The organism is Micromonospora sediminimaris (assembly GCF_016863575.1).
GTDB classification, from domain to species: Bacteria; Actinomycetota; Actinomycetes; order Mycobacteriales; family Micromonosporaceae; genus Micromonospora; species Micromonospora sediminimaris.
Genome location: NZ_BOPD01000054.1, coordinates 1 through 25187, shown reverse-complemented (window position 1 = coordinate 25187; position 25187 = coordinate 1). Strand labels below are relative to the sequence as shown.

Sequence of the window (25187 nt, the reverse complement as noted above, 5' to 3'; positions counted from 1 at the left end):
AGGCCCTGTGTCGAAGTCCCGCCGGCCCGGTGACCGCCGGCCCGGCGGGGCTCAGTCGACGCGGAGGCGGTAGCCCCGTTTGACCACCGTCTGCACGACGCGTGGCGCCTTCAGGCCGGCCCGCAGCCGGGCCACCGCCATCTCCACCGCGTGCTCGTCGGCACCCCGCGGCAGCGTCCGCAACAGGGCGGTACGCGACAGCACCCGGCCCGGCGTCTGCGCCAACGCCCGCAGCACCGCCATCGGTGCCGGGGCCAGCGGACGCAACTCGCCGTCGACCACTGCGGCGTGGCCGCGCAGGGTGAGCAGGTGGCCGGCGACCTTGATGGTCACCGTGCGGCGGGGCAACTCGTCGACGATGGTGCGGACCAGCGCGCCGAGCCGGGCCCGGGCCGGCGCGCTCACCGGCACCCCGCGCCGGAGCAGCGGCTCGGCGGTCACCTGCCCGACGCAGCTGGCCAGCACGTCGCTGCGCAGCGCGTCCAGCACCGCGTCCGTGCGATCGCCGGAGGCCCGCAGCAGCGCCTCCACCGCCGGCGCCGAGGTGAAGGTGACCGCGTCGACCAGCCGCCCCGCCACCAGGTCGACCAGCCGGTGCAGCGGCGCGGGGTCGGTCGGTGGGGCCCAGCGGTAGACCGGGATCTCGATGACCGTGGCGCCGGCCTCCTCCAGCGCGCGGGTGCACTCGGGTTGCCGCTCGCCGTGCAGCTGCATGGCGATCACCTGACCCGACACGCCTCGCCGGCGCAGGTGATCGACCACCTCGTCGCAACTCTCCGAGGCGGGCGACCACTGGTCGAACAGGCCGGCAGCGCGGATCGCCCCACGGGCCTTGGGGCCCCGGGCCACCACGTACGCGTCGCCGAGGACCCCGCGCAGCGGCTCGGCGAGCCCCCAGCCCTCGGCTGCCTCCAGCCAACCGCGCATCCCGATGCCGGTGTTGGCCATCAGGATGTCGGGCGGCCGTTCCAGGCAGGCACGAGTGGCCTCGCGCAGCTCGGTGTCGTCTGCGAGCGGCACGATCCGCAGAGCGGGAGCGAGCACCACCCGCGCACCCCGCCGTTGGAGCAGCGCGGCGAGCTCGTCCCGCCGCCGGTCGGCGGTCACCCCGATGGTGAAGCCGGCCAGTTCCTCGCGCATCAGCCCTCCTGTCGCAGCCGCACCTCGACCATGCCGTTGTGGCAACGGATCTGGTGCCGAGCGACCGAAACGCCCGGCAGGTCGAGACAGTCCCCCGTGCGCAGGTCGTACACCTGCTTGTGCAGCGGCGACGCGACCGTCGGCACCTCGCCCCGGCTGCCCACGATGCCGCGGGAGAGGACGTACGCCCCGGAGACCGGGTCGAGGTTGTCGATCGCGTACAGCCCGTCCGCGGTCCGGAAGATCGCCACCTGCACCCCGGCGACCAGGGCGGCGACGCCCCGGTCCCGGTCCAGGCGATCCAACGGGCAGACGGTGACCCAGCTCAGTGTCGTCGCGGCGGTCATCGACGCACCTCCGGCAGGCCGAGCGCGACCGGTTGGCGGCCCTGCGCGCCGGACGGATGACCGCCGACGGGTATCGGCTGTCCGCGTTCGGTGACGAAGGTGATCGACGGGTCGGGGACCTCCGGCGCGTTGACGAACGAGGTGAACCGGCGTAGCCGGTCCGCGTCGGACAGGACGTCGCGCCACTCGTCCGAGTACGACACCACGTGCCGGGCCATCGCGGCGTCGAGTTCTTCGCAGAGGCCGAGCGAATCGTCCACGATCACCGCCCGGAGGTGGTCCAGGCCCCCGTCCATCGCCTCGATCCAGGCGGCGGTGCGTTGCAGCCGGTCGGCGGTACGGATGTAGTACATCAGGAACCTGTCGATCAGCGTGACCAGCGCCTCGGTGGACAGGTCGGTGGCGAACAGATCGGCGTGCCGGGGCCGGAAGCCGCCGTTGCCGCCGACGTAGAGGTTCCAGCCGGTCTCCGTGGCGATCACACCGAAGTCCTTGCTGCGGGCCTCGGCACATTCCCGGGCGCAGCCGGAGACCGCCGATTTGATCTTGTGTGGGGCGCGGAGTCCCCGGTAACGCAGCTCCAGGGCGACGGCCAGGCCGACCGAGTCCTGCACGCCGTAGCGGCACCAGGTTGAGCCGACGCAGGACTTCACCGTGCGCAGCGCCTTGCCGTACGCGTGCCCGGACTCGAACCCGGCGTCCACCAGCCGACGCCAGATCTGCGGTAGCTGGTCGACCCGGGCGCCGAACAGGTCGATCCGCTGCCCACCGGTGATCTTCGTGTAGAGGTTGAAGTCGCGAGCCACCTCGCCGATGACGATCAGCTTCTCCGGGGTGATCTCCCCGCCCGGGATTCTGGGCACCACCGAGTAGCTGCCGTCGCGTTGCAGGTTCGCCAGGAAGTGGTCGTTCGTGTCCTGCAACGAAGCCTGCTCGCCGTCGAGGATGTGGCCGTTGCCGAGCGAGGCGAGGATCGAGGCGACGACCGGTTTGCAGATGTCGCAGCCCTGTCCCCGACCGTGCTCGGCGATCAGCCGGGAGAACGTCCGGATGCCGCGTACCCGGATGATGTCGAACAGCTCCTGCCGGCTGACGTCGAAGTGCTCGCAGAGCGCCTTCGACTGGACGACGCCGGCCGCGTCGAGCAGTTGTTTGAGCATCGGTACGCAGGAGCCGCAGCTCGTCCCGGCCCGGGTGCACGCCTTCAGGGAGGCCACGTCGGCGCAGCCGTCCGCGATCGCCGTGTCGATGTCCGCCCGGGTGACCGCGTTGCAGGAGCAGACCTGGGCGGTCGCGGGCAGGGCGCCGGCCGTGGCGCCCACCGCTTCGTCGCCGGCCAGCAGGGCCAGCGGTGCGGCCGGCAGCGGCCCGCCGACGCTGGCGCGCAACGTGGGGTACGCGCTGGCGTCGCCGACCAGCACCCCGCCGAGCAGCGTGGACGCGTCGTCGGAGAGGACCAGTTTGGCGTACACCCGGGCGGCCGGGTCGGTCCAGGTGACGTCCAGGCAACCGGGCGTCGCACCGTGCGCGTCGCCGAACGAGGCGACGTCGACGCCGAGCAGCTTGAGCTTGGTGGCGGTGTCCGCGCCCGGGAAGGTCGCGGCGCCGCCGACCAGCCGGTCGGCCACCACCTCGGCCATCGCGTAGCCGGGGGCCACCAGGCCGTAGCAGGTGCCGTCGACCGCCGCGCACTCGCCGACCGCGTAGATCCGCTCGTCCGTGCTCCGGCAGGCGGCGTCGACCAGGACACCGCCACGTGGCCCGATGTCGAGCCCGGCGGCCCGGGCCAACTCGTCGCGGGGTCGGATGCCGGCGGCCACCACCACCAGGTCGGCGTCGAGCACCGCGCCGTCGGCGAGTTCCAGGGCGGCCACCGCTCCGTCCGCGTCGGGCCGCAGCGCGGTGGTCGCCACGCCCAGGTGGCAGGCGACGTCCAGGTCCTCGACGTAGCGCCGGAGCATCGCGCCACCGGCGGTGTCCACCTGCACCGGCATCAGCCGCGGAGCGAACTCCACCACGCTGGTGGTCAGCCCGAGCAGGCGTAGCGCGTTCGCCGCCTCCAGGCCGAGCAGCCCGCCGCCGATCACCGCGCCGGTGCGGCGGTCCTTCGCGTACCGGCGGATGGCGGCGAGGTCGTCCAGGGTCCGGTAGACGAAGACGCCGGTCAGGTCCGCGCCCGGCACCGGTGGCACGAACGGGTACGACCCGGTCGCGAACACCAGGACGTCGTACGGGTGCTCGCCGGACGTCGTGGTCACCACCCGGCGGCTCCGGTCCACGCCGGTGGCCCGCTCGCCGAGGCGCAACTGCACCCCGTCGTGCGGGGTGTGCAGGTTCAGGTCCTCCTCGTCGGCACCGTCGAAGTACGCCGAGAGCCGCACCCGGTCGTACGCCGGCCGGCTCTCCTCGGCGAGCACCGTGACCCGCCACCGCCCCTGTGGGTCGCGGGCCCGCAGCGCGTCCACGAACCGCTGGCCGACCATGCCGTTGCCGATGACGACCACGTTGCCGCCGGTCATCGCCCCACCTCCACGGGATCCGTTCTGGACAACCAGTCGACGATGCCGGCGACCGCGTCGCGGCAGCTGCCGCAGCCGGTGCCGGCCCGGGTCCCCGCGACCACGGCGTCGACCGTGCGGGCTCCGTCCCGCCAGCAGCGCACGAGGGCGCCCTTGCTCACCGTGTTGCACTGGCAGACAGTGGCCGCGTCCGGCATCAGCGCCGGCGACGCGGCCGGTGCCGCGACCGCCCCGCCCACTGCCCGGCCGAGCAGCAGCGCCCGCCGGTCGGTGGGCACCGGGTGACCGCGGTCGAACAGTTGGATCACGGTGCCGACCGAGGGGTTGTCGCCGAGCAGGATCGCGGCGGCCAACCGATCGTCGTGAATCCGCAGCCGGGCGTACGTCCCCCGGGCTGGGTCGGCGAAGGTCAGCTCCTCGCCGGGGCCCTCCGTGGGGTCGCCCATCGCGGCGAGATCGATGCCGGCCGCCTTGAGCCGGGTGACCACCGGTCGCGCCCGGTACCGGGCCTGCGGGTCCTGCCCGGTCACCACCTGGGCCACCACCCGGGCCTGTGCCCAGGCCGGCGCCACCAGCCCGGTGAGCGTGCCGTCGTGCTGGGCACAGTCGCCGATCGCGGAGATGCGCTGGTCGCTGGTGCGCAGCCGGTCGTCGACCAGCACACCCCGTTCCACCTTCAGGCCGGCTGCCGCGGCGAGGTCGGTGTCGGGGCGTACTCCGCAGGCGAGCACCAGCAGGTCGGCGTCGAGCGACCGACCGTCGGACAGCTCCAGCCGCACCCCGGTGGCGTCGGCGCGCAGCGCGGTCGGCTCCACCGCCAGGTGGGTGGTCACACCGAGATCGGCGAGCGTACCGGCGAGCATCGCCCCGGCGGCCGGGTCGAGCTGACGGTCCATCAGGTACGGCACCCGGTGCACCACGCCCACGTCGAGTCCGCGTAGCGCCAGCCCTCGGGCCGCCTCCAGGCCGAGCAGCCCGCCGCCGAGCACCAGGGCGCGCCGGGCGGCACCGGAGAGGGCGACAATGCGTCGACAGTCGTCCAGGGTGCGGAACGGGATCACCCGCTCCGGCAGGCGTGCCGGGTCGAGCCCGGGCAGGGCGGGCACCACCGCCCGGCTGCCGGTGGCGAGAACCAGGTGGTCGTAGGGGATCCGGTCGCCGTCGTCGGTGCGTACCAGCCCGGTGGCACGGTCGATCGCGCTGACCGTGACCCCGGTACGCAGGTCGACGCCGCGCCCGGCGACCTCCGCGAGTTCCACCTCCGACTCGCCGATCTTGCCGGTGAGCAGGGTGGACAGCATGATCCGGTTGTACGCGGGATGCGGTTCCGCACCCAGCACGGTGACCTTCAGGTCCTCGCCCCGGGCGTGCAGTTCAGCCGCCACCCGGGCGCCGGCCATGCCGTTGCCGACCACCACGATCCGCTCGCTGCGCCCGGTCATGCCTTCTCCACCCGTACCGCGCAGATCTTGAATTCCGGCATCCCGGAGACCGGGTCGACGGCGTCGTTGGTGACGGAGTTCGCCCGTGCCCGCCCACCCCAGTGGAACGGCGCGAAGACGGTGTCCGGCCGGATGCCCGGGCTCAGCCGGGCCGGTGCCTGGAACTCGCCGCGTCGGGAGAGCACCCGTACCGGCTCGCCGTCGGCGACGCCCAGGCGCTCGGCGAGATCCGGATGCAGCTCCACGAAAGCCTCGGGGGCAGCCCGACGCAACGCGGCCACCCGGCGCGTCTGGGTGCCGGACTGGTACTGGGCGAGCACCCGGCCGGTGGTGAAGTGCAGCGGATAGTCGGCGCAGACCTCCTCGGCCGCCGGCCGGTGCTCCACCGGGTGGAACCGGGCCAGCCCGTCGGGAGTGGCGAAGCGGTCGGCGAAGAGTCGGGGCGAGTCGGGCCCCTCATCGTCGGGGCACGGCCAGAAGACGCCGTCCGCTGCGTCGATCCGGTCCCAGCTGATCCCGGCGTAGTCGGCGATTCCGCCGGCCGAGGCCCGGCGCAGCTCGGTGAAGACGACCTGCGGGTCCGATGCCGCCGCTTCGCTCGGGCGCGTGCCCGGGGCCGAGCCGGGGCCGTCTCCCGGCAGCGCGCGGAGTGAAGGGGTTCCTCGTAGCCGGGCGGAGAGGGCGGCCAGGATCTCCAGGTCGGTGCGGACACCCGACGGGGGCGGACGGAGCGCCCGTCGACGCAGCACCCGCCCTTCCAGGTTTGTCATCGTGCCGTCCTCCTCGGCCCACTGGGCGGTGGGCAGCACCACGTCGGCCAGCGCCGCCGTTTCGGAGAGCAGGAAGTCGGCGACGACCAGCAGGTCCAGGTCGCGCAGGCGGCCCTCGACCCGGGCGGCGCGAGGTGCGGAGACCACCGGGTTCGAGCCGAACACCAGCAGCGCCCGTGGCCCCTGATCGGTGCCGAGCGAGTCGAGCAGCTGGTACGCCGGCACGCCCGGCCCGGGCAGCTCGTCGGCCGGCACCCCCCAGACCCGCGCGACGTGGGCCCGGGCCTCCAGGTCGTCGATCTTGCGATACCCGGGGAGTTGGTCGGCCTTCTGCCCGTGCTCCCGGCCACCCTGCCCGTTGCCCTGCCCGGTCAGACAGCCGTAGCCGGAGCCGGGGCGACCGGGCAGTCCGAGCGCGAGGGCGAGGTTGACGAAGCCGGTGACGGTGTCGACGCCCTTGGCGTGCTGTTCGGCGCCGCGGGCGGTCAGGATGATCGCCCGTTCGGCGGTGCCGAGCGCCCGCGCGGTCTCCTCCAGGTCGGCCACGGGCACGCCGGAGAGCGCTTCGGCGCGCGCGGGCCACCAGCCCGCCACGGTGCGTCGCACGGCGGTGAATCCGGTGGTACGGGTGGCGACGTAGTCACCGTCGACGTACCCCTCGGTCAGGGCGATGTGCAGCAGCGCGCTGGCCACCGCCAGGTCGGTGCCGGGCAGCGGTTGCAGGTGCAGATCGGCCTGCCGGGTGGTGGCGGTCACCCGTGGGTCGATCACGATCAGCTTGCCGCCCCGCTCCCGTTGCTCGGTCAACCAGCGCACCAGCGGCGGCATGGTCTCCGCCGGGTTCGCGCCGACCAGCAGCAGGGTGTCCGCCCGACCCAGGTCGGACAGCGGGAACGGCAGCCCCCGGTCCACGCCGAAGGCGCGCATGCCGGCGGCCGCGGCCGAGGACATGCAGAACCGTCCGTTGTAGTCGATGTGCCGGGTGCGCAGCGCCACCCGCGCGAACCGGCCCAGCGCGTACGCCTTTTCGTTAGTGAGCCCGCCCCCGCCGAAGACAGCGACCGCGTCGCGGCCGTGCTTCTCCTGCACCTCGCGAAGCCCGGTGGTGATCCGGTCCAGCGCGGCCTCCCAGGTGGCCGGACGCAGCTCGCCGGTGGCCGGGTCGCGGAGCAGGGGAGTGGTCAACCGTTCCGGGTGGCTGAGCAGCTCCGGCGCGGTCCAGCCCTTCTGGCAGAGGCCGCCCCGGTTGGTGGGGAACTGGCGAGGTAGCACGCTTACCGCGTCGTCCTCCTCGCGCAGGACCATCCCGCACTGGAGGGCGCAGTACGGGCAGTGGGTCGCCACCTCCCGGGGCTCGCGCCCCGGTCGCGTCGCCGGCCGTGCACCGTCTGTCATGTCGGCAAAGCGTGCCGTTGGGCAGTTTCCGGTCCGCGTCCCGTTTGTTTCGGTCCTGTCAAGAGCCGCTCACACCGCACCGCGGCAGAGGGCCAGCTCGCACCGTCTACAATGTGGAACACATATCCTGAAATATGGGAGGGCCGTCATGGGTGTGGCCGAGGCGTTCGACGCGGTGGCGGATGGCTACGATGCCGCCCGCCGCAGGCTCGTGCCCTGCTTCGACGCGTTCTACACCACCGCCGTCGAGGTGGCCACGCCGCCGTTGCGCGCCGCCCTGGCGGCCGGGCGTACGGCCGAGGTGCTCGATCTGGGCGCCGGGACCGGCCTGCTGTCGTCGCTGCTCTCCGCGGTCGTACCCGGCGTGCGGCTGACCCTGGTGGACGGCGCGCCGCAGATGCTGGCCGTCGCCGCCGAGCAGTTGACCGGCCGGGGCGTCGCGCACCGGGTGGTGGTGGCCGACCTGGCTGACCCGCTGCCCGCCGGCCGGTACGACGCAGCGGTCAGCGCGTTGGCGATCCACCACCTCGACGACTCCGCCAAGCGCGACCTCTACCGCCGGGCGGCTGCGGCGCTGGTGCCCGGCGGAGTCTTCGTCAACGCCGAACAGGTAGCCGGCCCGACTCCTGAGCTGGACCGGCGCTACCACGAGGTGTGGCTGGCACAGGTCGCGGCGCTCGGCGCCGACGCCGCCGAGATCGCCGCGGCCGAGCAGCGGATGGCCTACGACCGCCCCGCCCCGGTGGCGGAACAGTGCCGCTGGTTGACCGAGGCGGGCCTGGCGGACGTCGACTGCTTCTTCAAGGCGTGGCGTTTCGCCGTGATCGGTGGTCGGGGATGACTGGAAGTCATACCGCCGGGTAGTCTGCCGGTATGACAGCCAAGGTGACTCTGTCGTTCGCCGACGAGACGATCGCGGATGCCCGGCGGTTCGCCAAGCAGGAGGGGCTCTCGCTCTCCGCCTGGATGGACCAGGCGGCCCGGGAGAAGGCGCTGCGCGAGGTCTTCGCCGCGCACGCCGCCGCGGTCGGGCGGGCCGGGCTGGATCTGGAATCCGCCTCGCTGGCCGATGCCCAGGAGGTCGGCATGGTCGACGACCTGCTCTTCGGCGGTCCGCCGCGTGCTGCGTAGGGGCGAGGTCTGGCGGATCGAGGGAGCCCGGGAACGCCTCGGCCTGGTGATCAGCTCCGATGTCTACAACTCGACGGCGGTGCCCATCGTGATCGTGGCCGAGGTGGTGGGGGCGGCGCTGCTGCGCGACTCGCCACTGGCGGTGTCGATGGGGGAGCGGGTGGTGATGCCCGACCGGATCTCCTCGCCGATGAAGAAGTGGTTCACCGAGTGCGTGGACGTCGCCGACGCGGAGACGATGCGGCGGGTGGACCGGGCGTTGCGTATCCTTCAGCAAATCTGAGCCGACGCGCTCCTCACCGCCGTCGTCGATCAGTGGTGCGATCCACGTTGCCGATCTGACCCGAACGGCGAACGCCGCGGTAACGGCGGCTCCCTAACTTCTGCGGCATGACCACCACGAGCGAGCAGCCGACGGTAATCGAAGAGGAGAGCCTGGATCGCCGACCAGGTCGGTGGATCGGGCACTGGGCACCGGAGGATCCCGCCTTCTGGCAGCGGACCGGCCGCGGCGTCGCCCGGCGCAACCTCATCTGGTCGATCTTCGCCGAGCACATCGGCTTCTCGGTGTGGCTGCTCTGGAGCATCGTCGTCGTCCGGCTCGGCGACTCCGGGTGGCAGCTCACCACCAGCCAGGCGCTCTGGTTGACCGCCGTGCCCAGCGGAGTCGGCGCCCTGCTGCGACTGCCGTACACCTTCGCCGTGCCGGTTTTCGGCGGCCGCAACTGGACCGTCATCTCGGCGTTGCTGCTGATCGTGCCCTGCGCCGGACTGGCCTGGGCGGTCGAGCACCCGGAGATCGGCTTCGTGTCGCTGCTGCTGATAGCCGCCACGGCCGGATTCGGTGGCGGCAACTTCGCCTCCAGCATGGCCAACATCTCGTTCTTCTACCCGGAGCGGGAGAAGGGATGGGCGTTGGGGCTCAATGCCGCCGGCGGCAACATCGGGGTGGCCGTCGTGCAGTTCGTGGTGCCCCAGGTGATCGTGTTGGGCGGCGGGCTCGCGCTGGCCCGGGCCGGTCTGATGTACATCCCGCTGGCGGTGATCGCCGCCGTCTGCGCGTACCTGTTCATGGACAACCTGGTCGAGGCGAAGGCCGACGTGCGGCCGGTCTGGTCGTCGCTGCGGCACCGCGACACCTGGATCATGTCGCTGCTCTACATCGGCACCTTCGGCTCGTTCATCGGCTACTCGGCTGCCTTTCCCACCCTGCTCAACTCGGTGTTCGGCCGGCCGGACGTCGCGTTGGCCTGGGCGTTCCTCGGTGCGGGAGTGGGCTCGCTCTGCCGGCCGTTCGGTGGCCGCCTCTCCGACGTCGTCGGTGGGGCCCGGGTCACGGTGGCCAGCTTCGTGTTGATGGCGGTCGGTGCCCTGGGCGCGCTCTGGTCGGTCGAGCAGCGCAACATGGGCCTGTTCTTCGTGGCCTTCCTGCTGCTCTTCGTGGCCACCGGCGTCGGCAACGGCTCGACCTACCGCATGATCAGCAGGATCTTCCAGATCAAGGGTGAGGAACGGGGCGGTGCGCCGGAGGTGATGCTGGCGATGCGCCGACAGGCCGCCGGTGCCCTGGGCATCATCTCCGCGGTCGGCGCCTTCGGCGGATTCCTGGTGCCGATCTGCTACGCCTGGGCCCGGTCGACCTACGGAGGCATCCAGCCGGCGTTGCGCTTCTACGTGGGATTCTTCCTGGTGCTGCTGGTGGTCACCTGGGCGGCGTACCTGCGTCCCGGCAGCCGGATGGCCCGCGCCGGGGTGTGACGACCGTCATGTAGGAACCCGCTCAGCCCCGCCGGCCGGACCCCGTTTTGACCGGCCGGCGGGGCTGCGGGTATCGTTGCCTGCTGTTGTACGACATCTGTGGGCGTGCCGCCTGAGGTACGCTTGGTCGTTCGTGCGCGCTGGTCCGGCTGGGATGTCCTGGTCACCTCGGCGCGCTACCCCAGACCGACGACGAGACAAGGTAGACCTGTGCGTACGTACAGCCCGAAGCCGGGTGAGATCGAGCGTCAGTGGCACGTCATCGACGCCTCTGATGTCGTGCTGGGCCGCCTGGCCACCCACGCCGCCACGCTGCTGCGGGGCAAGCACAAGCCGACTTTCGCGCCGCACGTCGACACGGGCGACTTCGTCGTCGTCGTGAACGCGGGCAAGGTAGCGCTGACCGGCAACAAGCGCCAGCAGAAGATCGCTTACCGGCACTCCGGTTATCCGGGTGGCCTGAAGCAGGTCGGCTACGAGGAGCTGCTGGCCAAGCGCCCCGAGCGGGCCATCGAGCTGGCGGTGAAGGGGATGCTCCCGCACAACAAGCTCGGCCGTCAGCTGATCAAGAAGCTGAAGGTCTACGCCGGTGCCGAGCACCCGCACGGCGCGCAGCAGCCGGTGCCGTTCGAGATCAAGCAGATCGCGCAGTGAGCGCGGGCGAAGGAAGCAGCATGACCGACATCACCGCCACCGAGGTCGCCCCTGAGGCCACCGAGGCGCCGGCGCCCGTCGCGCGCGCGCCTCGTGGTGACCGCCCGATCCAGACCGTGGGTCGGCGCAAGGAGGCCATCGTCCGGGTGCGCATCGTGCCGGGCACCGGCAAGATCACCTGCAACGGGCGTGACCTGGAGGCGTACTTCCCGAGCAAGGTGCACCAGCAGCTGATCAAGGATCCGCTGGTGACCGCCGAGAAGCCCGAGGCGTTCGACGTCATCGCCAACCTGCGTGGCGGTGGCACCACCGGCCAGGCCGGTGCGCTGCGGCTGGCCATCGCTCGGGCGCTGATCGTCAGCGAGCCCGACGACCGCCCGGCCCTGAAGAAGGCCGGCTTCCTGACCCGGGACGCCCGGGTCAAGGAGAGCAAGAAGTACGGCCTCAAGAAGGCCCGTAAGGCTCCCCAGTACTCGAAGCGCTGATCTCCAGCCGCACCTTGTACTTCTGACGGACGGCCGGTTCGCCTCCCCTCGACAGGGGGAGGCGGGCCGGCCGTTTCGTCGCCTCACGACAAGGCGTTTTTCCTCTATCGGCAGTTCATCGGAGGTTGGTGGGTATGGGCCGGTTGTTCGGCACGGACGGCGTACGCGGGCGGGCGAACGCCGATCTCACCCCGGAGTTGGCGCTCTCGGTGGCCGTGGCGGCCGCCCACACCCTCGCCGAGTCGGACCGTGGTCGCGCCCCGCTGGCCGTGGTGGGCCGGGACACCCGGGCCAGCGGCGAGATGCTTGAGGCTGCCGTGGTGGCCGGGCTCACCAGCGCGGGTGCGACGGTGATCCGGGTGGGTGTGCTGCCCACTCCGGCGGTGGCGTTCCTCACCGCAGAGGCCAAGGCGGATCTCGGAGTGATGCTGTCGGCCTCGCACAACCCGATGCCGGACAACGGGATCAAGCTGTTCGCGGCTGGCGGGCACAAGTTGCCCGACGAGATCGAGATGCGGATCGAGGCGGCGATCGAGGCCAACGCCACCACCGCCTGGAAGCGCCCGGTCGGCGCGGGCGTGGGCCGGGTGCACGACCTGCTCGACGGCGCGAACCACTACGTGCAGCACGTCGCCGGCACCGCGGCGCACCGCCTCGACGGGATCAAGGTCGTGGTCGACTGCGCCAACGGCGCCGCCGCCGAGGTGGCCCCGGTGGTCTACCGCGAGGCCGGTGCCGAGGTCGTCGCGATAAATGCCGAGCCGGACGGGCTCAACATCAACGACGAGTGCGGCTCCAACCACATCGAGGCGCTGCGCCAGGCGGTGGTGGAGCACGGGGCGCAACTCGGCATCGCGCACGACGGCGACGCCGACAGGTGCGTAGCCGTGACCGCCGACGGCGACGAGGTCGACGGCGACCAGGTGATGGCGATCCTGGCGCTGGCCATGCGGGAGGCCGGCACGCTGACCGGGGACACCCTGGTCGCCACCGTGATGAGCAACCTCGGTCTGCGCCTGGCCATGTCCGCGGCAGGCATCCGGCTGGTCGAGACCAAGGTCGGCGACCGGTACGTGCTGGAGGAGCTGCGCGCCTCCGGGCTGGCGCTCGGCGGCGAGCAGAGCGGACACATCGTGATGCCGGCGTACGCGACCACAGGTGACGGGGTCCTCACCGGGCTGCACCTGATGGCCCGGATGGCGGCCACCGGTCGCTCCCTGGCGGACCTCGCCAGCGTGGTCAACAAGCTTCCCCAGGTGCTGATCAACGTGCCGGTCGGCGACCGTACCGTAGGCGCCGCCGCACCGGCGGTACGCGCCGAGGTCGAGCGGGCCGAGGCCGAGCTGGGTGAGACCGGCCGCGTGCTGCTGCGCCCGTCGGGTACCGAGCCGCTGGTCCGGGTGATGGTCGAGGCCGCCACCGAGCAGAAGGCCCGTGAGGTCGCCGAGCGGATCGCCGACCACGTCCGTACCGCCAGTCCGGCCTGACCCACACCGCCGGCTGCGATCGGCTCGGCCGAGGCCGCACCCGCGTCCCCCTACTGTGTAGCGTGCCGTGGGACGATGACCGCCGGCCGCCGTACGGGCGGACGCCACATCTTCGGGGGTGACTGTGTCCCACCCAGGTTCTCCTGGTTCCCTCGGGCAGCCCGCCGGCCAGCCGCTGGCCGAGGCCCCGTCCAGCGCACCACAGAGCTGGATCGGGGCTCACTGGGGTCGCCTGCTCATGATCGTGGTGGCGCTGGGGCTGGCTGTCGGCTCCGTGGCGGCACCGTGGTCCGAGGTGACCCTCAGGGTGCTGGGCCGCACCAGGGGTGACTCGCTCGTCCATCAGGATTCGACCGCCGGGCTCGCGGTTACCGAGATCGACGGTTGGGGATGGGCGTACCTGCTCGTGCTGGTGCCGCTGGTGCTGCTGGCAGTTGCCTCGGCGGTGCTGCCGGGCACCGCGGGGCGGGCCGCAGCTGTCGCGGCGGGCGGCGCGCTGCTGGCCATGTCGACGGTCCTGGTCGGCGCCGCCTACCACCTCTCCTCAGGACCGGACGAGGCAGCTGCCCGCTGGGCCGAGGTCGTCCGCCGGCTGGCGCCGATGCTGGACGGGGACTACGGGTCCATCTCGTACGGCTACGACAGTCCCGGTCTGACGTTCGCGGTGCTCGCCGTCTCGGCCCTCGCCATCGTGGTGCTGACCAGTTGGTGGCCGGGCTCCGGCCGGATCGTCACCGCTGCGGCCGGCTCCTTGGCGCTGCTCGCCGGCCTGGCTCTGCCCTGGTTGACCGTGTACGGCGCGACCGCTGACGAACTGGACCGGCGCAACGTCTGGTGGCCCACCTTCGGCACCGCGTCGGTGCTCACCATGGTCGGCACCCTGGCACTTGCCGCCCTGACCTGGTGGGCCGTGTTGCGCCGGTCGACCCGGGGCCGGTTGCCGGTGCTGCTGGTGACGGTGCCGGTGGCCTTCGGGCTCGTCCTGGTGCACGACTTTCTTGCGCTGGATCCTGAGGATTGGCAGGACGCGGCCGAGCGGGCCCGCTTCCTCGCGGTCACCGACGACATCCGGTCCGCCGCCGAGCTGGCTCAGCTCGCGCCCGTACTCTTCCTCGTCGCGATGGTGCTGGCCTGGTCGGCGGCGCGGCGACGGGCCCGGGCCGCGCGGTCGCCGGTCGTCGCGGCGCCGGCCGACAGCGGGACTGCCCACACCCCGCGCTGACGCCGGGTCGGTCACCGGAACTCGGGCAGCCGGCGCAGCCGGGTCACCGCCTCGGCCAGCACCTCCTGGCGCTTGCAGAAGGCGAACCGGATCAGCCGCCGGCCGGCCTCGGGATCGTCGTAGAAAACCTGGGTGGGTACCGCCACCACGCCGGAGCGCTCGGGCAGCGCACGGCAGAAGTCGACCCCGTCGGTGCCGCCGAGGGCGGTGATGTCGGCGGTGACGAAGTACGTGCCCTCGGGGGTGAGCACGTCGAACCCGGCCGCGGTCAGCCCGTCGACCAGTTGGTCGCGGCGGGCCTGCAGGTCGGCCCGGAAGGCGGCGAAGTAGTCGTCGGGCAGCGCGAGCGCCACCGCCACCGCTGGTTGCAGGGGCCCGGCGTTGACGTAGGTGAGGAACTGCTTGACCCGCAGCAGCGCCGACACCAGCGCCGCCGGCCCGCTGGCCCAACCCACCTTCCAGCCGGTGCAGGAGAAGGTCTTGCCGGCCGAGGAGATCCGCAGGGTGCGCTCGCGCATCCCGGGCAGCGTGGCCAGCGGCACGTGCCCGCTGGCGGCGTCGGTGAAGGCCAGGTGTTCGTACACCTCGTCGGTGACCGCGTACGTGTCGTGTTCCTGGCACAGCTGCGCGATCAGGGTCAGCTCGTCCGACGTGAACACCTTGCCGGTCGGGTTGTGCGGAGAGTTCAGCAGCACCAGCCGGGTACGCGCGCCGAACGCGGCCCGTAGCTCCGCCGGATCGAAGGCGTACCGCCCGTCGGCGTCGGGGCGGAGTGTCACCGGTCGCCGGATCGCACCGGCCAGGGCGATCGAGGCGGCGTACGAGTCGTAGTAGGGCTCGAAGCAGACCACCTCGTCGCCGGGTTCGCAGAGGGCGAGGATGGCCGCGGCGATGGCTTCGGTGGCACCGGCGGTCACCACCACCTCGCCGTCCGGGTCGTACTCCAGCCCCCAGAAGCGGCGCTGGTGCGCGGCCACCGCCGCCCGTAGTTCGGGGACGCCAGGGCCGGGCGGGTACTGGTTGCGGCCGGCGGCCAGGGCCTCCGCCGCGGCGGCGAGCATCTCGGGCGGGCCGTCGGTGTCCGGGAAACCCTGCCCGAGGTTCACCGCGCCGGTACGCACCGCGAGGGCGGACATCTCGGCGAAGATCGTCGTCCCGAACGGGCGCATCCGGGCCACCAGCGGGTCGACATCGCTGCTCGTCACGCCCGTCAGGGTACGGGTGCGACGAGCCGAACCACCCGCCACCCGAGCGCGTGCTTTGTCGCTCCGATCGCCACCATCGCCAGATCGCTCAAATTCAGTGATTGTTTACCCCGGTTTCAAGCAGACAACGTGAGCGAAACTGGTTAGGCTCCGAGCCATGTGTGGAATCGTGGGTTACGCCGGCGCCCGACCGGCGCTCGGCATCGTGCTCGACGGATTGCGGCGGCTGGAATACCGCGGCTACGACTCGGCCGGCGTCGCCGTCGTCTGCGACGGGGCGCTGCTGACCGAGAAGAAGGCCGGCAAGCTGGCCAACCTGGAGAAGGTGCTCTCCGAGCGGGCGGCCGAGGATCCGGCCGGCTGCGGCGCCAGCCCGATCGGCATCGGCGACGGCACCACCGGCATCGGACACACCCGATGGGCCACCCACGGCGGCCCCACCGACCGCAACGCCCACCCGCACCTGTCCCCCGACGGGCGGGTCGCGGTGATCCACAACGGCATCATCGAGAACTTCGCCAAGCTCCGAGCCGAGCTGGAGGACGAGGGCGTCACCTTCACCAGCGACACCGACACCGAGTGCGCCGCCCACCTGCTCTCCGCAGCCCTGACCGAGCTGCGGGCGGCGGGCCAGCCGGACGGGCCGCAACTGCTGACCGCGGCCATGCGGGTGGTCTGCCAGCGACTGGAGGGCGCCTTCACGCTGCTCGCCGTCGACTCGGCGATTCCCGGCGCGGTGGTCGGCGCACGCCGCAACTCACCCCTGGTCGTGGGCCGCGGCGACGGAGAGAACTACCTCGCCAGCGACGTCGCCGCGTTCATCGAACACACCCGGGACGCGGTCGAGCTGGGTCAGGACCAGATCGTGCTGATCACCGCCGAGAGCATCGAGATCACCGACTTCGAGGGGCAGCCGGCCAGCGGCAAGGACTTCCACATCGACTGGGACTCCTCGGCCGCCGAGAAGGGCGGCTACGACTGGTTCATGCTCAAGGAGATCGAGGAGCAGCCGCAGGCCGTCGCCGACACGCTGCTCGGACGGTTGACCGAGAGCGGCGAGATCATGCTCGACGAGGTCCGCCTCAGCGACCAGGATCTGCGTGACGTCGACAAGATCTTCATCGTCGCCTGCGGCACCTCCTACCACGCCGGGATGGTGGCCAAGTACGCCATCGAGCACTGGACCCGGATCCCCTGCGAGGTGGAGCTGGCCAGCGAGTTCCGCTACCGCGACCCGGTGCTGGACCGGTCCACCCTGATCGTGGTGATCTCGCAGTCCGGCGAGACAATGGACACCCTGATGGCGCTGCGGCACGCCAAGGAGCAGAAGGCCCGGGTGCTGGCCATCTGCAACACCAACGGCTCCACCATCCCCCGGGAGTCCGACGCGGTGCTCTACACCCACGGCGGCCCGGAGATCGCCGTCGCCTCCACCAAGGCGTTCCTCACCCAGGTGATCGCCTGCTACCTGATCGGGCTGCACCTGGCGCAGGTGCGCGGCGTCAAGTACGCCGACGAGGTGGCGGCTGTGGTCGAGCAGCTCCACCGGGTGCCGGACAAGCTGCGCGAGCTGCTCGGGCGGATCGAGCCGGTGCGCGAGCTGGCCCGCGAGCTGCGTGCCGAGTCGACGGTGCTGTTCATCGGCCGGCACGTCGGCTACCCGGTGGCGCTGGAGGGCGCGCTGAAGCTCAAGGAGCTGGCGTACATGCACGCCGAGGGCTTCGCCGCGGGGGAGCTGAAGCACGGCCCGATCTCGCTCATCGACAAGGGCACCCCGGTGATCTGCATCGTCCCCTCTCCGGTGGGCCGGGGCATGCTGCACGACAAGGTCGTCTCGAACATCCAGGAGGTACGCGCGCGGGGCGCCCGCACCATCGTCATCGCCGAAGAGGGCGACGAATCGGTGGTCCGTTACGCCGATCACCTGATCCACGTGCCGCGTACGCCGACGCTGCTCGCGCCGCTGGTGACCACCGTGCCGTTGCAGGTGTTCGCGGCCGAGATCGCCGCTGCCCGGGGACACGACGTCGACCAGCCGCGCAACCTGGCCAAGTCCGTCACCGTGGAGTAGCCGCCGGGCGGCAACCGGCGGTCGACCCGGCCGCCGGTACCGACCTCAGCGCCCCAGCATCACCCGGGCCATGCCGTCCAGCGCCGGATTGTCCGGATGCCAGTAGCCGGTGTGGCCGTACCGGCCGCTGGGGAACGTGCGGCCGCCGAAGCCCGGCTCGGCCGGGTCGTGCCCGAACCACAGTTCGTCGCTCGGCCCGGCCAGCCAGCCGGCGATGGTGCCGACCGGCGAGGCACCGAGCACCGCCCGCCGAGCCAGTTCGTCCGGCGGGCGGGTCAGCCGGATCACGTCGTCCGGTGCGGTGCTCGCCCACACCTGCCCGGGTGGCAACCCCAGGTCGGCCGCGTGCGTCACGCCGACGCCGGGTGAGCCGACGAAGACCAGCGCGTCGGCGGCGAGGCCGTGGTCGCGAGCAGCGGTGCCCACCACCAGCGACCCGTAGCTGTGCCCGAGCACGGTCTGCCGGGCCGGCGGGCCGTCGTGGGTGGCCCGGAGACCCTCCTGGAACCGGTGCAGCGCCTCCCCGGCCGCGCGGGCCTGCCCGTCCCAGGCCGCCTCGTGCAGGAAATCCGGGGCGTCGTAACCCAGCCAGAGCACCGCCGAGGTCTGCGCAGCCGGTGCCAGCTCGGCACCCCGGGCCAGCACCCGGGCCGCCCGGCCCAACTCGCCGGTGGCGTCGTCGAGCCCGGCGGTCATCCCGGGTACGTAGGTGAGCACATCCCTGGCCCGGTCGGGGTTGCCCAGCGCCACCACCGCCCGCCCCTCGCCACCGACGTCCAGGCCCAGCAGGTACGCCCGTGGCTGCTGGGCGGACTCCAGCCGGGCGACGAGCGCGTCCAGCCCGGACAGCGCGGCCTCGGCGCTTCGCAGCCCGGCCACTTCCAGCGGGCCGCGCGGCACCCGGGCCAGCAACTGCTCCCACCGTTCGACAAGCGCCGCTCGCCGGGCCGCGAGCAGCAGCCGGTTGGCCTGGTCACGGGCATCGGCCGGCACCCCGTCGAGCCGGCCGGTCAGCTCCGGCTCGTGCACCACCAACCAGCGACGCTCGGCCGGGGTCAGCCCGGCCCACCAGCGCCGCACCAGAGCCGGCTCGGCGTTCGGCGGTGGCCGGTACGACGGTGGCCGGGCCGTCCAACCGCTACCGGCGGCCTCGGTCAGCCGCGCCAGGCGCGTCGTGGCCTCCCCGTCGGCCGTGGCGGCCAGGTCGAGGGCCTCCCGCAGGGCCGTGGTCACCTGGGCCACCGTCGCGCCGGTGCGGTCGGACGGGAGCCTTGCGGGATCGGGCCGTACGCGACCCCGGCGGTCGATCAGCACACCGCTGGCGGCGGCCAACGTCACGGCCGCCGTCAGCCGAGCGCGGGCGGCCACCAACCGGGTGGCGAACTCGGCGAGCACCTGATCGGTCTCGATCGCGGCCGGCACCAGCGCGACCAGCTCGTCGCGCAGCCCGGTCAGCCGGGCACCGGCCGACTCGGCGGCACTGCCGGACCAGCCGGTGCGCAGGGCGGCGCTGCCGTCGACGAGCTCACCGGCCCGCCGCTCGGCCACCCCGGCCAGACTCGCCCAGGCCGATCCGGTGGCCCGCCACGCCGCCGGGTCGACCATGGAGAGCCGGGCGTAACCGGCAGGCTCCGGTGCGCTCATCGGGGCAGGACGGAGAGGCGGGCGGCGGCCCTGGCGTCCACCGACTCGTACGCCCCGGCGGCGGCGCGCACCCCGTCGCCGGTCTCCGCGACCCGGGCACCGAGCCGGCCGCACCAGGCGTGCACGGCCGCCTCCAGGCCGGCGAGCGCCCCCGCCGTCGACCATTCCCCCCGGACCGGTGCGGCAAGCCCTCGCCCGGCGGCCAACCCGTGCGCCAGCCGGTAGCCGGTGTCACCCAGCGACCGCCCGACCCGGTGCAGCAGTTCCGGCCGTACGGCCAGCTTCTCCTCGGCCATCGTTCCTCCCGCCTGACGTCAGCACGACGCAGACGCTAGGCGGTGGTGGGGCCGGTGGCCGTGCCCTGTGGACAGCCGGCGGTGGGCGTACCTCCGGTTTGTCCACAGGTGTTGCCGGGCACGTCGCCGACGGCTATCTTGCCGCCTCCACGCCGGTAGGGTTGGCCGGGTGATCGGGAAACGGGGTGCGGCATGAGACCGGTCTGGCGGGTCGCGGACGTACGCGCGGCGGAGGCCGCGCTGATGGCCACGGTGCCGCCCGGCACGCTTATGCAACGCGCCGCCGCCGGGCTGGCCCGCCGCTGCGCGCTGCTGCTCGCCGAGCGGGGCGGGGTGTACGCCGCGCCGGTGCTGCTGCTCGTCGGCTCCGGTGACAACGGCGGTGACACCCTGTACGCGGGCGCCCGGCTGGCCCGGCGCGGTGCCGCCGTGTCGGCGTTGCTGCTCACCCCGGATCGGGTGCACGGCGAAGGGCTGGCCGCGCTCCGTGCCGCCGGGGGACGGGTCGTGTCGCGACCGCCGACCGTGGTCGACGTGGTGCTCGACGGGATCGTCGGCATCGGCGGTCGCGGTGGCCTGCGGGAGACCGCCGAGCAGTTGGCGGCGAGTCTGCTGCGGCACCGGGGACGGGACGGTGAGCGGGCGACGGTCGTGGCGGTGGATGTGCCCAGCGGCGTCGCGGTGGACACCGGGGCGGTGCCGTTGACGCCGTCCGGCCGTCCGAACGCGGTGCGGGCCGACGTGACGGTGACCTTCGGCGCGTTGAAGCCGGCCCTGGCGGTCGGTCCCGCCGCCGCGTTGGCCGGCGAGGTGGAACTCGTCGACATCGGGCTGGTGCCGTGGCTGCGCGGCAGCCCCGCATTGCACGTCGTGGAGTGGTCGGACGTGGCCGACTGGTACCCGAGGCTCGGCCCCAGCTCGGAGAAGTACACCCGAGGGGTGGTCGGGGTGGCCACCGGCTCCGCGACGTATCCGGGCGCTGCGGTGCTCTCCGTCGGCGGCGCGCTGGCCGGCCCGACCGGCCTGGTCCGTTACGCCGGGGGTGCCCGCGACGAGGTGGTCCGCCAGCATCCCTCGGTGATCGCCACCGGCCGGGTGTCCGACGCCGGTCGGGTACAGGCGTGGGTGTGCGGGTCGGGGCTGGGCACCGACGAGCGGGCGGCCACCGAGCTACGGACCGTGCTCGCCGCCCCGGTGCCGGTGGTGCTGGACGCGGACGCGTTGACCCTGCTGGTCGACGGCTCCCTCGCCGATCAGCTGCGCGGACGGGACGCGCCGATCGTGGTCACCCCGCACGATCGGGAGTTCGCCCGGCTCTGCGGGGAGGAGCCGGGCGACGACCGGATCGCCGCCACGCTTCGACTGGCCGCCTGGATGAACGCGGTGGTGCTGCTCAAGGGGGACCGCACGGTGGTCGGCACGCCGGACGGGCGGGCGTACGTCAATCCGACCGGCACCCCCGCGCTGGCCACCGGTGGCACCGGCGATGTGCTTGCCGGACTGCTCGGTTCGCTGCTCGCGGCCGGGCTGCCGGCCGAGCGGGCCGCCGCGGCGGCGGCGTACCTGCACGGGCTGGCCGGCCGGGAAGCGGCCCGCAGCGGCCCGGTGACCGCGCCGGACGTCGCCGTCGCGCTGCGTCCCGTGCTGGCCCGTCTGCCCTGAGTACCCGCCGGGGTGATCAGCCCGGAAAGTAGGGTGGGGACATGTGGCAGGCCGAGGTACGTGTCGACCTAGACGCGATCCGGGAGAACGTGGACCGGCTGCGCGCCGGCACCAGCGCGGAACTGATGGCGGTGGTGAAGGGCGACGGCTACGGCCACGGCATGGTCCCGGCCGCCCGGGCCGCGCTCGACGCGGGGGCGGACTGGCTCGGCGTCTGCACCCTTGACGAGGCGCTGACGCTGCGCGCGGCCGGCATCGACGTCCCGGTGCTGGCCTGGCTGCTCGCCCCCGGGCTGCCGCTGCACACCGGCGTGACCGCCGGCGTCGACCTGGGAGTGGCCAGCCTGCCGCAGCTCGACGAGATGCTGGCGGCGAGCCGGACGGCCGGGCGACCCGCCCGACTGCACCTGAAGATCGACACCGGGCTGGCCCGGGGTGGCGCGACGGTCGCCGACTGGCCGGCTCTGCTCGACGCCGCCGCCAAGGCACAGGCCGACGGACTTGTCGAGGTGGTGGGGGTGTGGAGCCACTTCGTCTACGCGGACCTGCCCGGTCACCCGACCACGGACCGGCAGGTGGCGGTTTTCCACGAGGGGCTGGCCATGGTCGAGCGGGCCGGGCTCCGCCCGCGCTACCGGCACCTGGCCAACTCGGCGGCCACACTGACCCGGCCGGACACCCACTTCGACCTGGTCCGTCCGGGGCTGGCCGTCTACGGCCTCTCCCCGGTGGCGGGCGAGACGTACGGGCTGCGTCCGGCGATGACCGCCCGCGCCCGGGTGATGCTGACCAAGCGGGTGCCGGCCGGTGCGGGCGTCTCCTACGGCCACACCTACACGACCGAACGCGAGGCCAACCTGGCCGTGGTGCCGCTCGGCTACGCCGACGGGGTGCCCCGGCACGCCTCGAACTGCGGACCGGTGCAGCTCGGCGGGGTCCGCCGGACCATTTCGGGTCGGGTCTGCATGGACCAGTTCGTGCTCGACTGCGGCGACGACCCGGTGGCCGCCGGCGACGTGGCGACCCTGTTCGGCAGCGGGTCCGACGGTGAGCCCACGGCCGACGACTGGGCCGAGGCGGTCGGCACCATCAACTACGAGATCGTCACCCGGTTCGGCAGCACCCGGGTCCCACGCGTCTACGACGGCGATCGGACATGACCGGTTGGCAGATCCCGCGGCCCCGGACCACCGCCGGAAAGGCCGCCGGTCTGGTCGGTGCGGCGCTGGGGGTGGCCGCCGCCGGGCTGGCCGCCGGGGTCGCCACGGAACGCGCCCTGGTCCGCCGGCTGAAGTCGGACCCCACCGACCCGTACGCCGACGAGGTCTTCGGTGACCAGCGGTACGACGAGGCGTACCGGCTGGAGATGCCGGACGGCACCGACATCCACGTCGAGGTGGTCGAGCCGACCCGCCCGGTCGACGGCAACCCGACCGTGCTGCTGGTGCACGGCTTCTGCCTGGACATGGGCACCTTCCACTTCCAGCGCAAACTGCTCGCCGAGCGGGGTGAGCACCGGATCGTCGCGTACGACCAACCGGGGCACGGCCAGTCGGGGCGGCTGGAGACCGGCGAGTACGACCTGACCGCGCTCGGCCGTACGCTGCGCCGGGTGATCGACGAGGCGGCCCCGGAAGGGCCACTGGTGCTCGTCGGTCACTCGATGGGTGGCATGACCATCATGGCCCTGGCCGAGCTGTACCCGGAGATGTTCGGCGACCGGGTGGTGGGGACCGTGCTGATGGCCACGTCGGGCGGGCTGCTGGCAGAGACGAAACTGGTCGCGCCCGCCCTGCTCGGCCGGGTGGGTGCGCCGGTGCTCTACATGGCGGGCAACGTCACCCGGTACGGCGGGGCGGTCATCGACCGGGCCCGCCGCTCGACGACGAACGTGGCCTGGTTGCTGACCCGCAGGTACGGCTTCGGCACCCGTCAGCCGAGCCCCGCCCTGGTGTCGTACGTGGAGGAGATGAACTCCCGCACCTCCGCCGACACGGTGACCCGTTACCTGCGTACCCTGGCGACCCACTCCAGGTTCCCGGCGCTGGCCGCGTTGGCCGGCACGCCGGTGCTGGTGATCGTGGGAGACAAGGACATGATCACACCGTTGACCCACTCGGAGGAGATCGTCCGTCGGCTGCCGCACGCCGAGTTCGTCAGGATCCCCGACAGCGGTCACGTGGTGATGCTGGAGCACGCCGACGAGGTCAACGCCGCGGTGCTCCGCTTCCTCGACACCTGCGGGCGGGACGACTCGTGACCGAGGTGGTGCTGCCGACGGTCGCGGACACGTACGCCTTCGGACGCCGGCTGGCCGGGCTGCTGCGCGCCGGCGATCTGGTGCTGCTCACCGGCCCGCTGGGTGCCGGCAAGACTGCGCTGACCCGGGGGATCGGCGCCGGCCTGGGAGTGCTCGGTGACATCACCTCCCCGACGTTCGTGATCGCCCGGGTGCACCGCCCGGACCCGACGAGCGGGCGAGGTGTGTCGCTTGTGCACGCCGACGCGTACCGGTTGGGTGACGCGGGCGACCCCCGAGCCGAGATCGACGATCTCGACCTGGATGCTTCGGTCGACGACTCGGTGACCGTGGTCGAGTGGGGCGAAGGACTGGTCGAGCAACTGGCCGACGCGCACCTGCGGGTCCGTCTGCACCGGCACGACGACGACACCCGCACGGCGGAGCTGGAGCCGGTCGGCGGCGACTGGGCGGAGCGCCTGGCGGCCCTCGCCGCCCTGGGCTGAGCGCTGTCGTACCCGCTGCCTACAGTGCCCGGAGACGATCCGACCGGTGAGAGGTTGCCGATGCCCGACGACACCCCTGCTCTCGACTTGCTGGCGCTCCTCCCCGACGAGTGGCGGGCGGTGCTGACCCCTCATCTCGACCCGGCCCGGGTGTCCGCGTTGAGCGCGTTCGTCGCCGCGGAGTACGCCGCCGGCCCGGTCTTCCCGCCGGTCGAGGATCTGTTCTCGGCCTATCGGCTCTGTGCACCGTCGGCCTGTCGGGTGTTGATCCTCGGGCAGGATCCCTACCACCGCGCCGGCCAGGCCCACGGGCTCAGCTTCAGCGTGCGCGAGGGGGTGTCGGTGCCGCCGTCGCTGCGCAACGTCTTCAAGGAGCTGGGCGAGGATCTGGGCATGCCGAAGCCGCGCAGCGGCAACCTCGACGGCTGGGCGGCGCAGGGTGTGCTGCTGCTCAACTCGGTGCTGACCGTGCGCCAGGGCACCCCCGGGTCGCACGCCAACCGGGGCTGGGAGGAGTTCACCGACGCGACCATCCGGGCACTCGACGCGCTGGAGTCCCGAGTGGTCTTTCTCCTCTGGGGCGGGTACGCGCGCAAGAAGGCGGCGCTCGTCGGCAACCCACAGCACGTGGTGCTGGAGGCGGGCCATCCGAGCCCGATGAATCCGCGTGGCTTCCTCGGCAGCCGGCCGTTCAGCGCCGCCAACAAGGCCCTCGCCGACGCCGGCCTGTCCACCATCGACTGGGAGCGCTCGGCCGGCTGAGCCGCCGTACGCTCCCCCGCGTCGTCCGCACGTACCAGGCGGTGGTACCCGCCTGGCTGGTCGGTGGGGCCGGTCGGACGAGGGTTCTTGACTGACGTCGTAGTTGCGATAACGATATCAAAATATCGATGTCGGCTTACGTCTTCAGTCTGGGGGGTCAGCGACGACGCGAAGCAGCAGTGGAGCACCCACCCAACCGACAGTTCGGCAATTCGTACAACCATGGCGCGACATCGACGTGCGGTGACCGTCCCCTCGACCGCACGCACCCCGCCGCCTTTCGAAGGAGAAACACACCACCATGAACGAAATCCCCACACACCGTAAGAGTCGCCGACGCGGCCGCATCAGGATGCTGGCTGCCGCGGCCTTCGCCGCAGTGTTGGCCACCACCGGCACCGTCGCGATCTCGGCCAGCCCCGCCCAGGCCGAGGCCGACCGGCAGGTCTGTT

At 72.6% G+C, this 25187-nt stretch carries 22 protein-coding genes; 14 read left to right on the top strand and 8 right to left on the bottom strand.

Annotation, left to right across the window (positions count from 1 at the left end):
* Nucleotides 1-51: 51 nt before the first annotated feature.
* Genes Vse01_RS28500 through Vse01_RS28480 form a run of 5 tightly spaced genes read right to left on the bottom strand, consistent with a single transcriptional unit; the run spans nt 52 to nt 7613 of the window.
* A complete protein-coding gene (locus tag Vse01_RS28500) occupies nt 52-1140 on the bottom strand; it encodes a uroporphyrinogen-III synthase (RefSeq protein ID WP_093411479.1) in 1089 nt (362 codons plus the stop codon).
* A complete protein-coding gene (gene nirD, locus Vse01_RS28495) occupies nt 1140-1487 on the bottom strand; it encodes a nitrite reductase small subunit NirD (protein ID WP_093411477.1) in 348 nt (115 codons plus the stop codon). The genes Vse01_RS28500 and nirD overlap by 1 nt, the downstream gene beginning before the upstream one ends.
* A complete protein-coding gene (gene nirB / locus Vse01_RS28490; protein WP_093411474.1) occupies nt 1484-4006 on the bottom strand; it encodes a nitrite reductase large subunit NirB in 2523 nt (840 codons plus the stop codon). Before nirB ends, nirD begins: the two co-directional genes overlap by 4 nt.
* Nucleotides 4003-5448 carry an FAD-dependent oxidoreductase gene (locus tag Vse01_RS28485; RefSeq protein ID WP_093411472.1) on the bottom strand — a complete coding sequence of 482 codons (1446 nt, stop codon included), beginning with the start codon at nt 5446-5448 and terminating at the stop codon, nt 4003-4005. The genes nirB and Vse01_RS28485 overlap by 4 nt, the downstream gene beginning before the upstream one ends.
* On the bottom strand, nt 5445-7613 hold the full coding sequence (locus Vse01_RS28480) for a molybdopterin oxidoreductase family protein (protein WP_093411468.1): 2169 nt from the start codon (nt 7611-7613) through the stop codon (nt 5445-5447). The genes Vse01_RS28485 and Vse01_RS28480 overlap by 4 nt, the downstream gene beginning before the upstream one ends.
* Before the next feature lie 148 nt (nt 7614-7761).
* On the opposite strand from Vse01_RS28480, the gene Vse01_RS28475 reads away from it, so the two are divergent.
* From Vse01_RS28475 to Vse01_RS28440, 8 genes are all read left to right on the top strand, one after another.
* The gene (locus tag Vse01_RS28475) at nt 7762-8454 is read left to right on the top strand and encodes a class I SAM-dependent methyltransferase (protein WP_093411466.1); all 693 of its coding nucleotides are present in this window, start codon (nt 7762-7764) and stop codon (nt 8452-8454) included.
* Nucleotides 8455-8486: 32 nt separating this feature from the next.
* Entirely contained in the window at nt 8487-8744 is a 258-nt protein-coding gene (locus Vse01_RS28470) for a DUF6364 family protein (RefSeq protein WP_093411463.1), read from the top strand.
* Nucleotides 8683-9027 carry a type II toxin-antitoxin system PemK/MazF family toxin gene (locus Vse01_RS28465; RefSeq protein ID WP_170863648.1) on the top strand — a complete coding sequence of 115 codons (345 nt, stop codon included), beginning with the start codon at nt 8683-8685 and terminating at the stop codon, nt 9025-9027. The genes Vse01_RS28470 and Vse01_RS28465 overlap by 62 nt, the downstream gene beginning before the upstream one ends.
* A 107-nt stretch (nt 9028-9134) precedes the next feature.
* The gene (locus tag Vse01_RS28460; protein ID WP_093411458.1) at nt 9135-10502 is read left to right on the top strand and encodes a NarK family nitrate/nitrite MFS transporter; all 1368 of its coding nucleotides are present in this window, start codon (nt 9135-9137) and stop codon (nt 10500-10502) included.
* A 210-nt stretch (nt 10503-10712) separates the two neighbouring features.
* Nucleotides 10713-11156, top strand: coding sequence for a 50S ribosomal protein L13 (gene rplM / locus Vse01_RS28455; protein WP_093411456.1), 444 nt, complete (start codon nt 10713-10715; stop codon nt 11154-11156).
* A gap of 20 nt (nt 11157-11176) precedes the next feature.
* Nucleotides 11177-11641, top strand: coding sequence for a 30S ribosomal protein S9 (gene rpsI / locus Vse01_RS28450; RefSeq protein WP_018784602.1), 465 nt, complete (start codon nt 11177-11179; stop codon nt 11639-11641).
* A gap of 134 nt (nt 11642-11775) precedes the next feature.
* Nucleotides 11776-13128: a phosphoglucosamine mutase gene (glmM, locus tag Vse01_RS28445; protein ID WP_093411453.1), complete on the top strand. Its 1353-nt coding sequence runs from the start codon at nt 11776-11778 to the stop codon at nt 13126-13128.
* Nucleotides 13129-13252: 124 nt separating this feature from the next.
* Entirely contained in the window at nt 13253-14350 is a 1098-nt protein-coding gene (locus Vse01_RS28440) for a hypothetical protein (RefSeq protein WP_139233260.1), read from the top strand.
* 11 nt (nt 14351-14361) lie between these two features.
* Here the strand turns inward: Vse01_RS28440 and Vse01_RS28435 are convergent, their stop codons facing one another.
* Nucleotides 14362-15555: a pyridoxal phosphate-dependent aminotransferase gene (locus Vse01_RS28435; RefSeq protein WP_093411447.1), complete on the bottom strand. Its 1194-nt coding sequence runs from the start codon at nt 15553-15555 to the stop codon at nt 14362-14364.
* A gap of 157 nt (nt 15556-15712) precedes the next feature.
* Between Vse01_RS28435 and glmS the strand changes: the two genes are divergently transcribed.
* A complete protein-coding gene (gene glmS, locus Vse01_RS28430) occupies nt 15713-17626 on the top strand; it encodes a glutamine--fructose-6-phosphate transaminase (isomerizing) (RefSeq protein ID WP_093411444.1) in 1914 nt (637 codons plus the stop codon).
* Nucleotides 17627-17671: 45 nt separating this feature from the next.
* On the opposite strand, the gene Vse01_RS28425 is transcribed toward glmS, so the two are convergent.
* Entirely contained in the window at nt 17672-19270 is a 1599-nt protein-coding gene (locus Vse01_RS28425; protein ID WP_093411441.1) for an alpha/beta hydrolase, read from the bottom strand.
* Nucleotides 19267-19566 carry a type VII secretion target gene (locus Vse01_RS28420; protein ID WP_093411438.1) on the bottom strand — a complete coding sequence of 100 codons (300 nt, stop codon included), beginning with the start codon at nt 19564-19566 and terminating at the stop codon, nt 19267-19269. The genes Vse01_RS28425 and Vse01_RS28420 overlap by 4 nt, the downstream gene beginning before the upstream one ends.
* Before the next feature lie 192 nt (nt 19567-19758).
* Between Vse01_RS28420 and Vse01_RS28415 the strand changes: the two genes are divergently transcribed.
* From Vse01_RS28415 to ung, 5 genes are read left to right on the top strand one after another with little or no spacing between them, the layout of a single operon-like run.
* A complete protein-coding gene (locus tag Vse01_RS28415; protein ID WP_093411436.1) occupies nt 19759-21228 on the top strand; it encodes an NAD(P)H-hydrate dehydratase in 1470 nt (489 codons plus the stop codon).
* Nucleotides 21229-21269: 41 nt separating this feature from the next.
* Nucleotides 21270-22388: an alanine racemase gene (gene alr / locus Vse01_RS28410; protein ID WP_093411434.1), complete on the top strand. Its 1119-nt coding sequence runs from the start codon at nt 21270-21272 to the stop codon at nt 22386-22388.
* On the top strand, nt 22385-23488 hold the full coding sequence (locus Vse01_RS28405; RefSeq protein ID WP_093411431.1) for an alpha/beta fold hydrolase: 1104 nt from the start codon (nt 22385-22387) through the stop codon (nt 23486-23488). Before alr ends, Vse01_RS28405 begins: the two co-directional genes overlap by 4 nt.
* A gap of 5 nt (nt 23489-23493) precedes the next feature.
* On the top strand, nt 23494-23973 hold the full coding sequence (tsaE, locus tag Vse01_RS28400; RefSeq protein ID WP_093411481.1) for a tRNA (adenosine(37)-N6)-threonylcarbamoyltransferase complex ATPase subunit type 1 TsaE: 480 nt from the start codon (nt 23494-23496) through the stop codon (nt 23971-23973).
* 60 nt (nt 23974-24033) lie between these two features.
* Nucleotides 24034-24735 (top strand): uracil-DNA glycosylase, encoded by a 702-nt coding sequence (gene ung, locus Vse01_RS28395; RefSeq protein ID WP_093411429.1) that lies wholly within the window; start codon nt 24034-24036, stop codon nt 24733-24735.
* Nucleotides 24736-25187: the final 452 nt, after the last annotated feature.

Bases quoted from the DNA above. Each gene is read 5' to 3' on its own strand.
- Vse01_RS28405 (WP_093411431.1), top strand. From the start codon at position 22,385: ATGACCGGTTGGCAGATCCCGCGGCCCCGGACCACCGCCGGAAAGGCC.
- alr (WP_093411434.1), top strand. From the start codon at position 21,270: ATGTGGCAGGCCGAGGTACGTGTCGACCTAGACGCGATCCGGGAGAAC.
- ung (WP_093411429.1), top strand. From the start codon at position 24,034: ATGCCCGACGACACCCCTGCTCTCGACTTGCTGGCGCTCCTCCCCGAC.
- Vse01_RS28425 (WP_093411441.1), bottom strand. From the start codon at position 19,270: ATGAGCGCACCGGAGCCTGCCGGTTACGCCCGGCTCTCCATGGTCGAC.
- Vse01_RS28485 (WP_093411472.1), bottom strand. From the start codon at position 5,448: ATGACCGGGCGCAGCGAGCGGATCGTGGTGGTCGGCAACGGCATGGCC.
- nirD (WP_093411477.1), bottom strand. From the start codon at position 1,487: ATGACCGCCGCGACGACACTGAGCTGGGTCACCGTCTGCCCGTTGGAT.
- Vse01_RS28420 (WP_093411438.1), bottom strand. From the start codon at position 19,566: ATGGCCGAGGAGAAGCTGGCCGTACGGCCGGAACTGCTGCACCGGGTC.
- glmS (WP_093411444.1), top strand. From the start codon at position 15,713: ATGTGTGGAATCGTGGGTTACGCCGGCGCCCGACCGGCGCTCGGCATC.
- nirB (WP_093411474.1), bottom strand. From the start codon at position 4,006: ATGACCGGCGGCAACGTGGTCGTCATCGGCAACGGCATGGTCGGCCAG.
- Vse01_RS28415 (WP_093411436.1), top strand. From the start codon at position 19,759: ATGAGACCGGTCTGGCGGGTCGCGGACGTACGCGCGGCGGAGGCCGCG.
- Vse01_RS28500 (WP_093411479.1), bottom strand. From the start codon at position 1,140: ATGCGCGAGGAACTGGCCGGCTTCACCATCGGGGTGACCGCCGACCGG.
- Vse01_RS28470 (WP_093411463.1), top strand. From the start codon at position 8,487: ATGACAGCCAAGGTGACTCTGTCGTTCGCCGACGAGACGATCGCGGAT.
- Vse01_RS28460 (WP_093411458.1), top strand. From the start codon at position 9,135: ATGACCACCACGAGCGAGCAGCCGACGGTAATCGAAGAGGAGAGCCTG.
- Vse01_RS28480 (WP_093411468.1), bottom strand. From the start codon at position 7,613: ATGACAGACGGTGCACGGCCGGCGACGCGACCGGGGCGCGAGCCCCGG.
- glmM (WP_093411453.1), top strand. From the start codon at position 11,776: ATGGGCCGGTTGTTCGGCACGGACGGCGTACGCGGGCGGGCGAACGCC.
- Vse01_RS28475 (WP_093411466.1), top strand. From the start codon at position 7,762: ATGGGTGTGGCCGAGGCGTTCGACGCGGTGGCGGATGGCTACGATGCC.
- Vse01_RS28465 (WP_170863648.1), top strand. From the start codon at position 8,683: ATGCCCAGGAGGTCGGCATGGTCGACGACCTGCTCTTCGGCGGTCCGC.
- rpsI (WP_018784602.1), top strand. From the start codon at position 11,177: ATGACCGACATCACCGCCACCGAGGTCGCCCCTGAGGCCACCGAGGCG.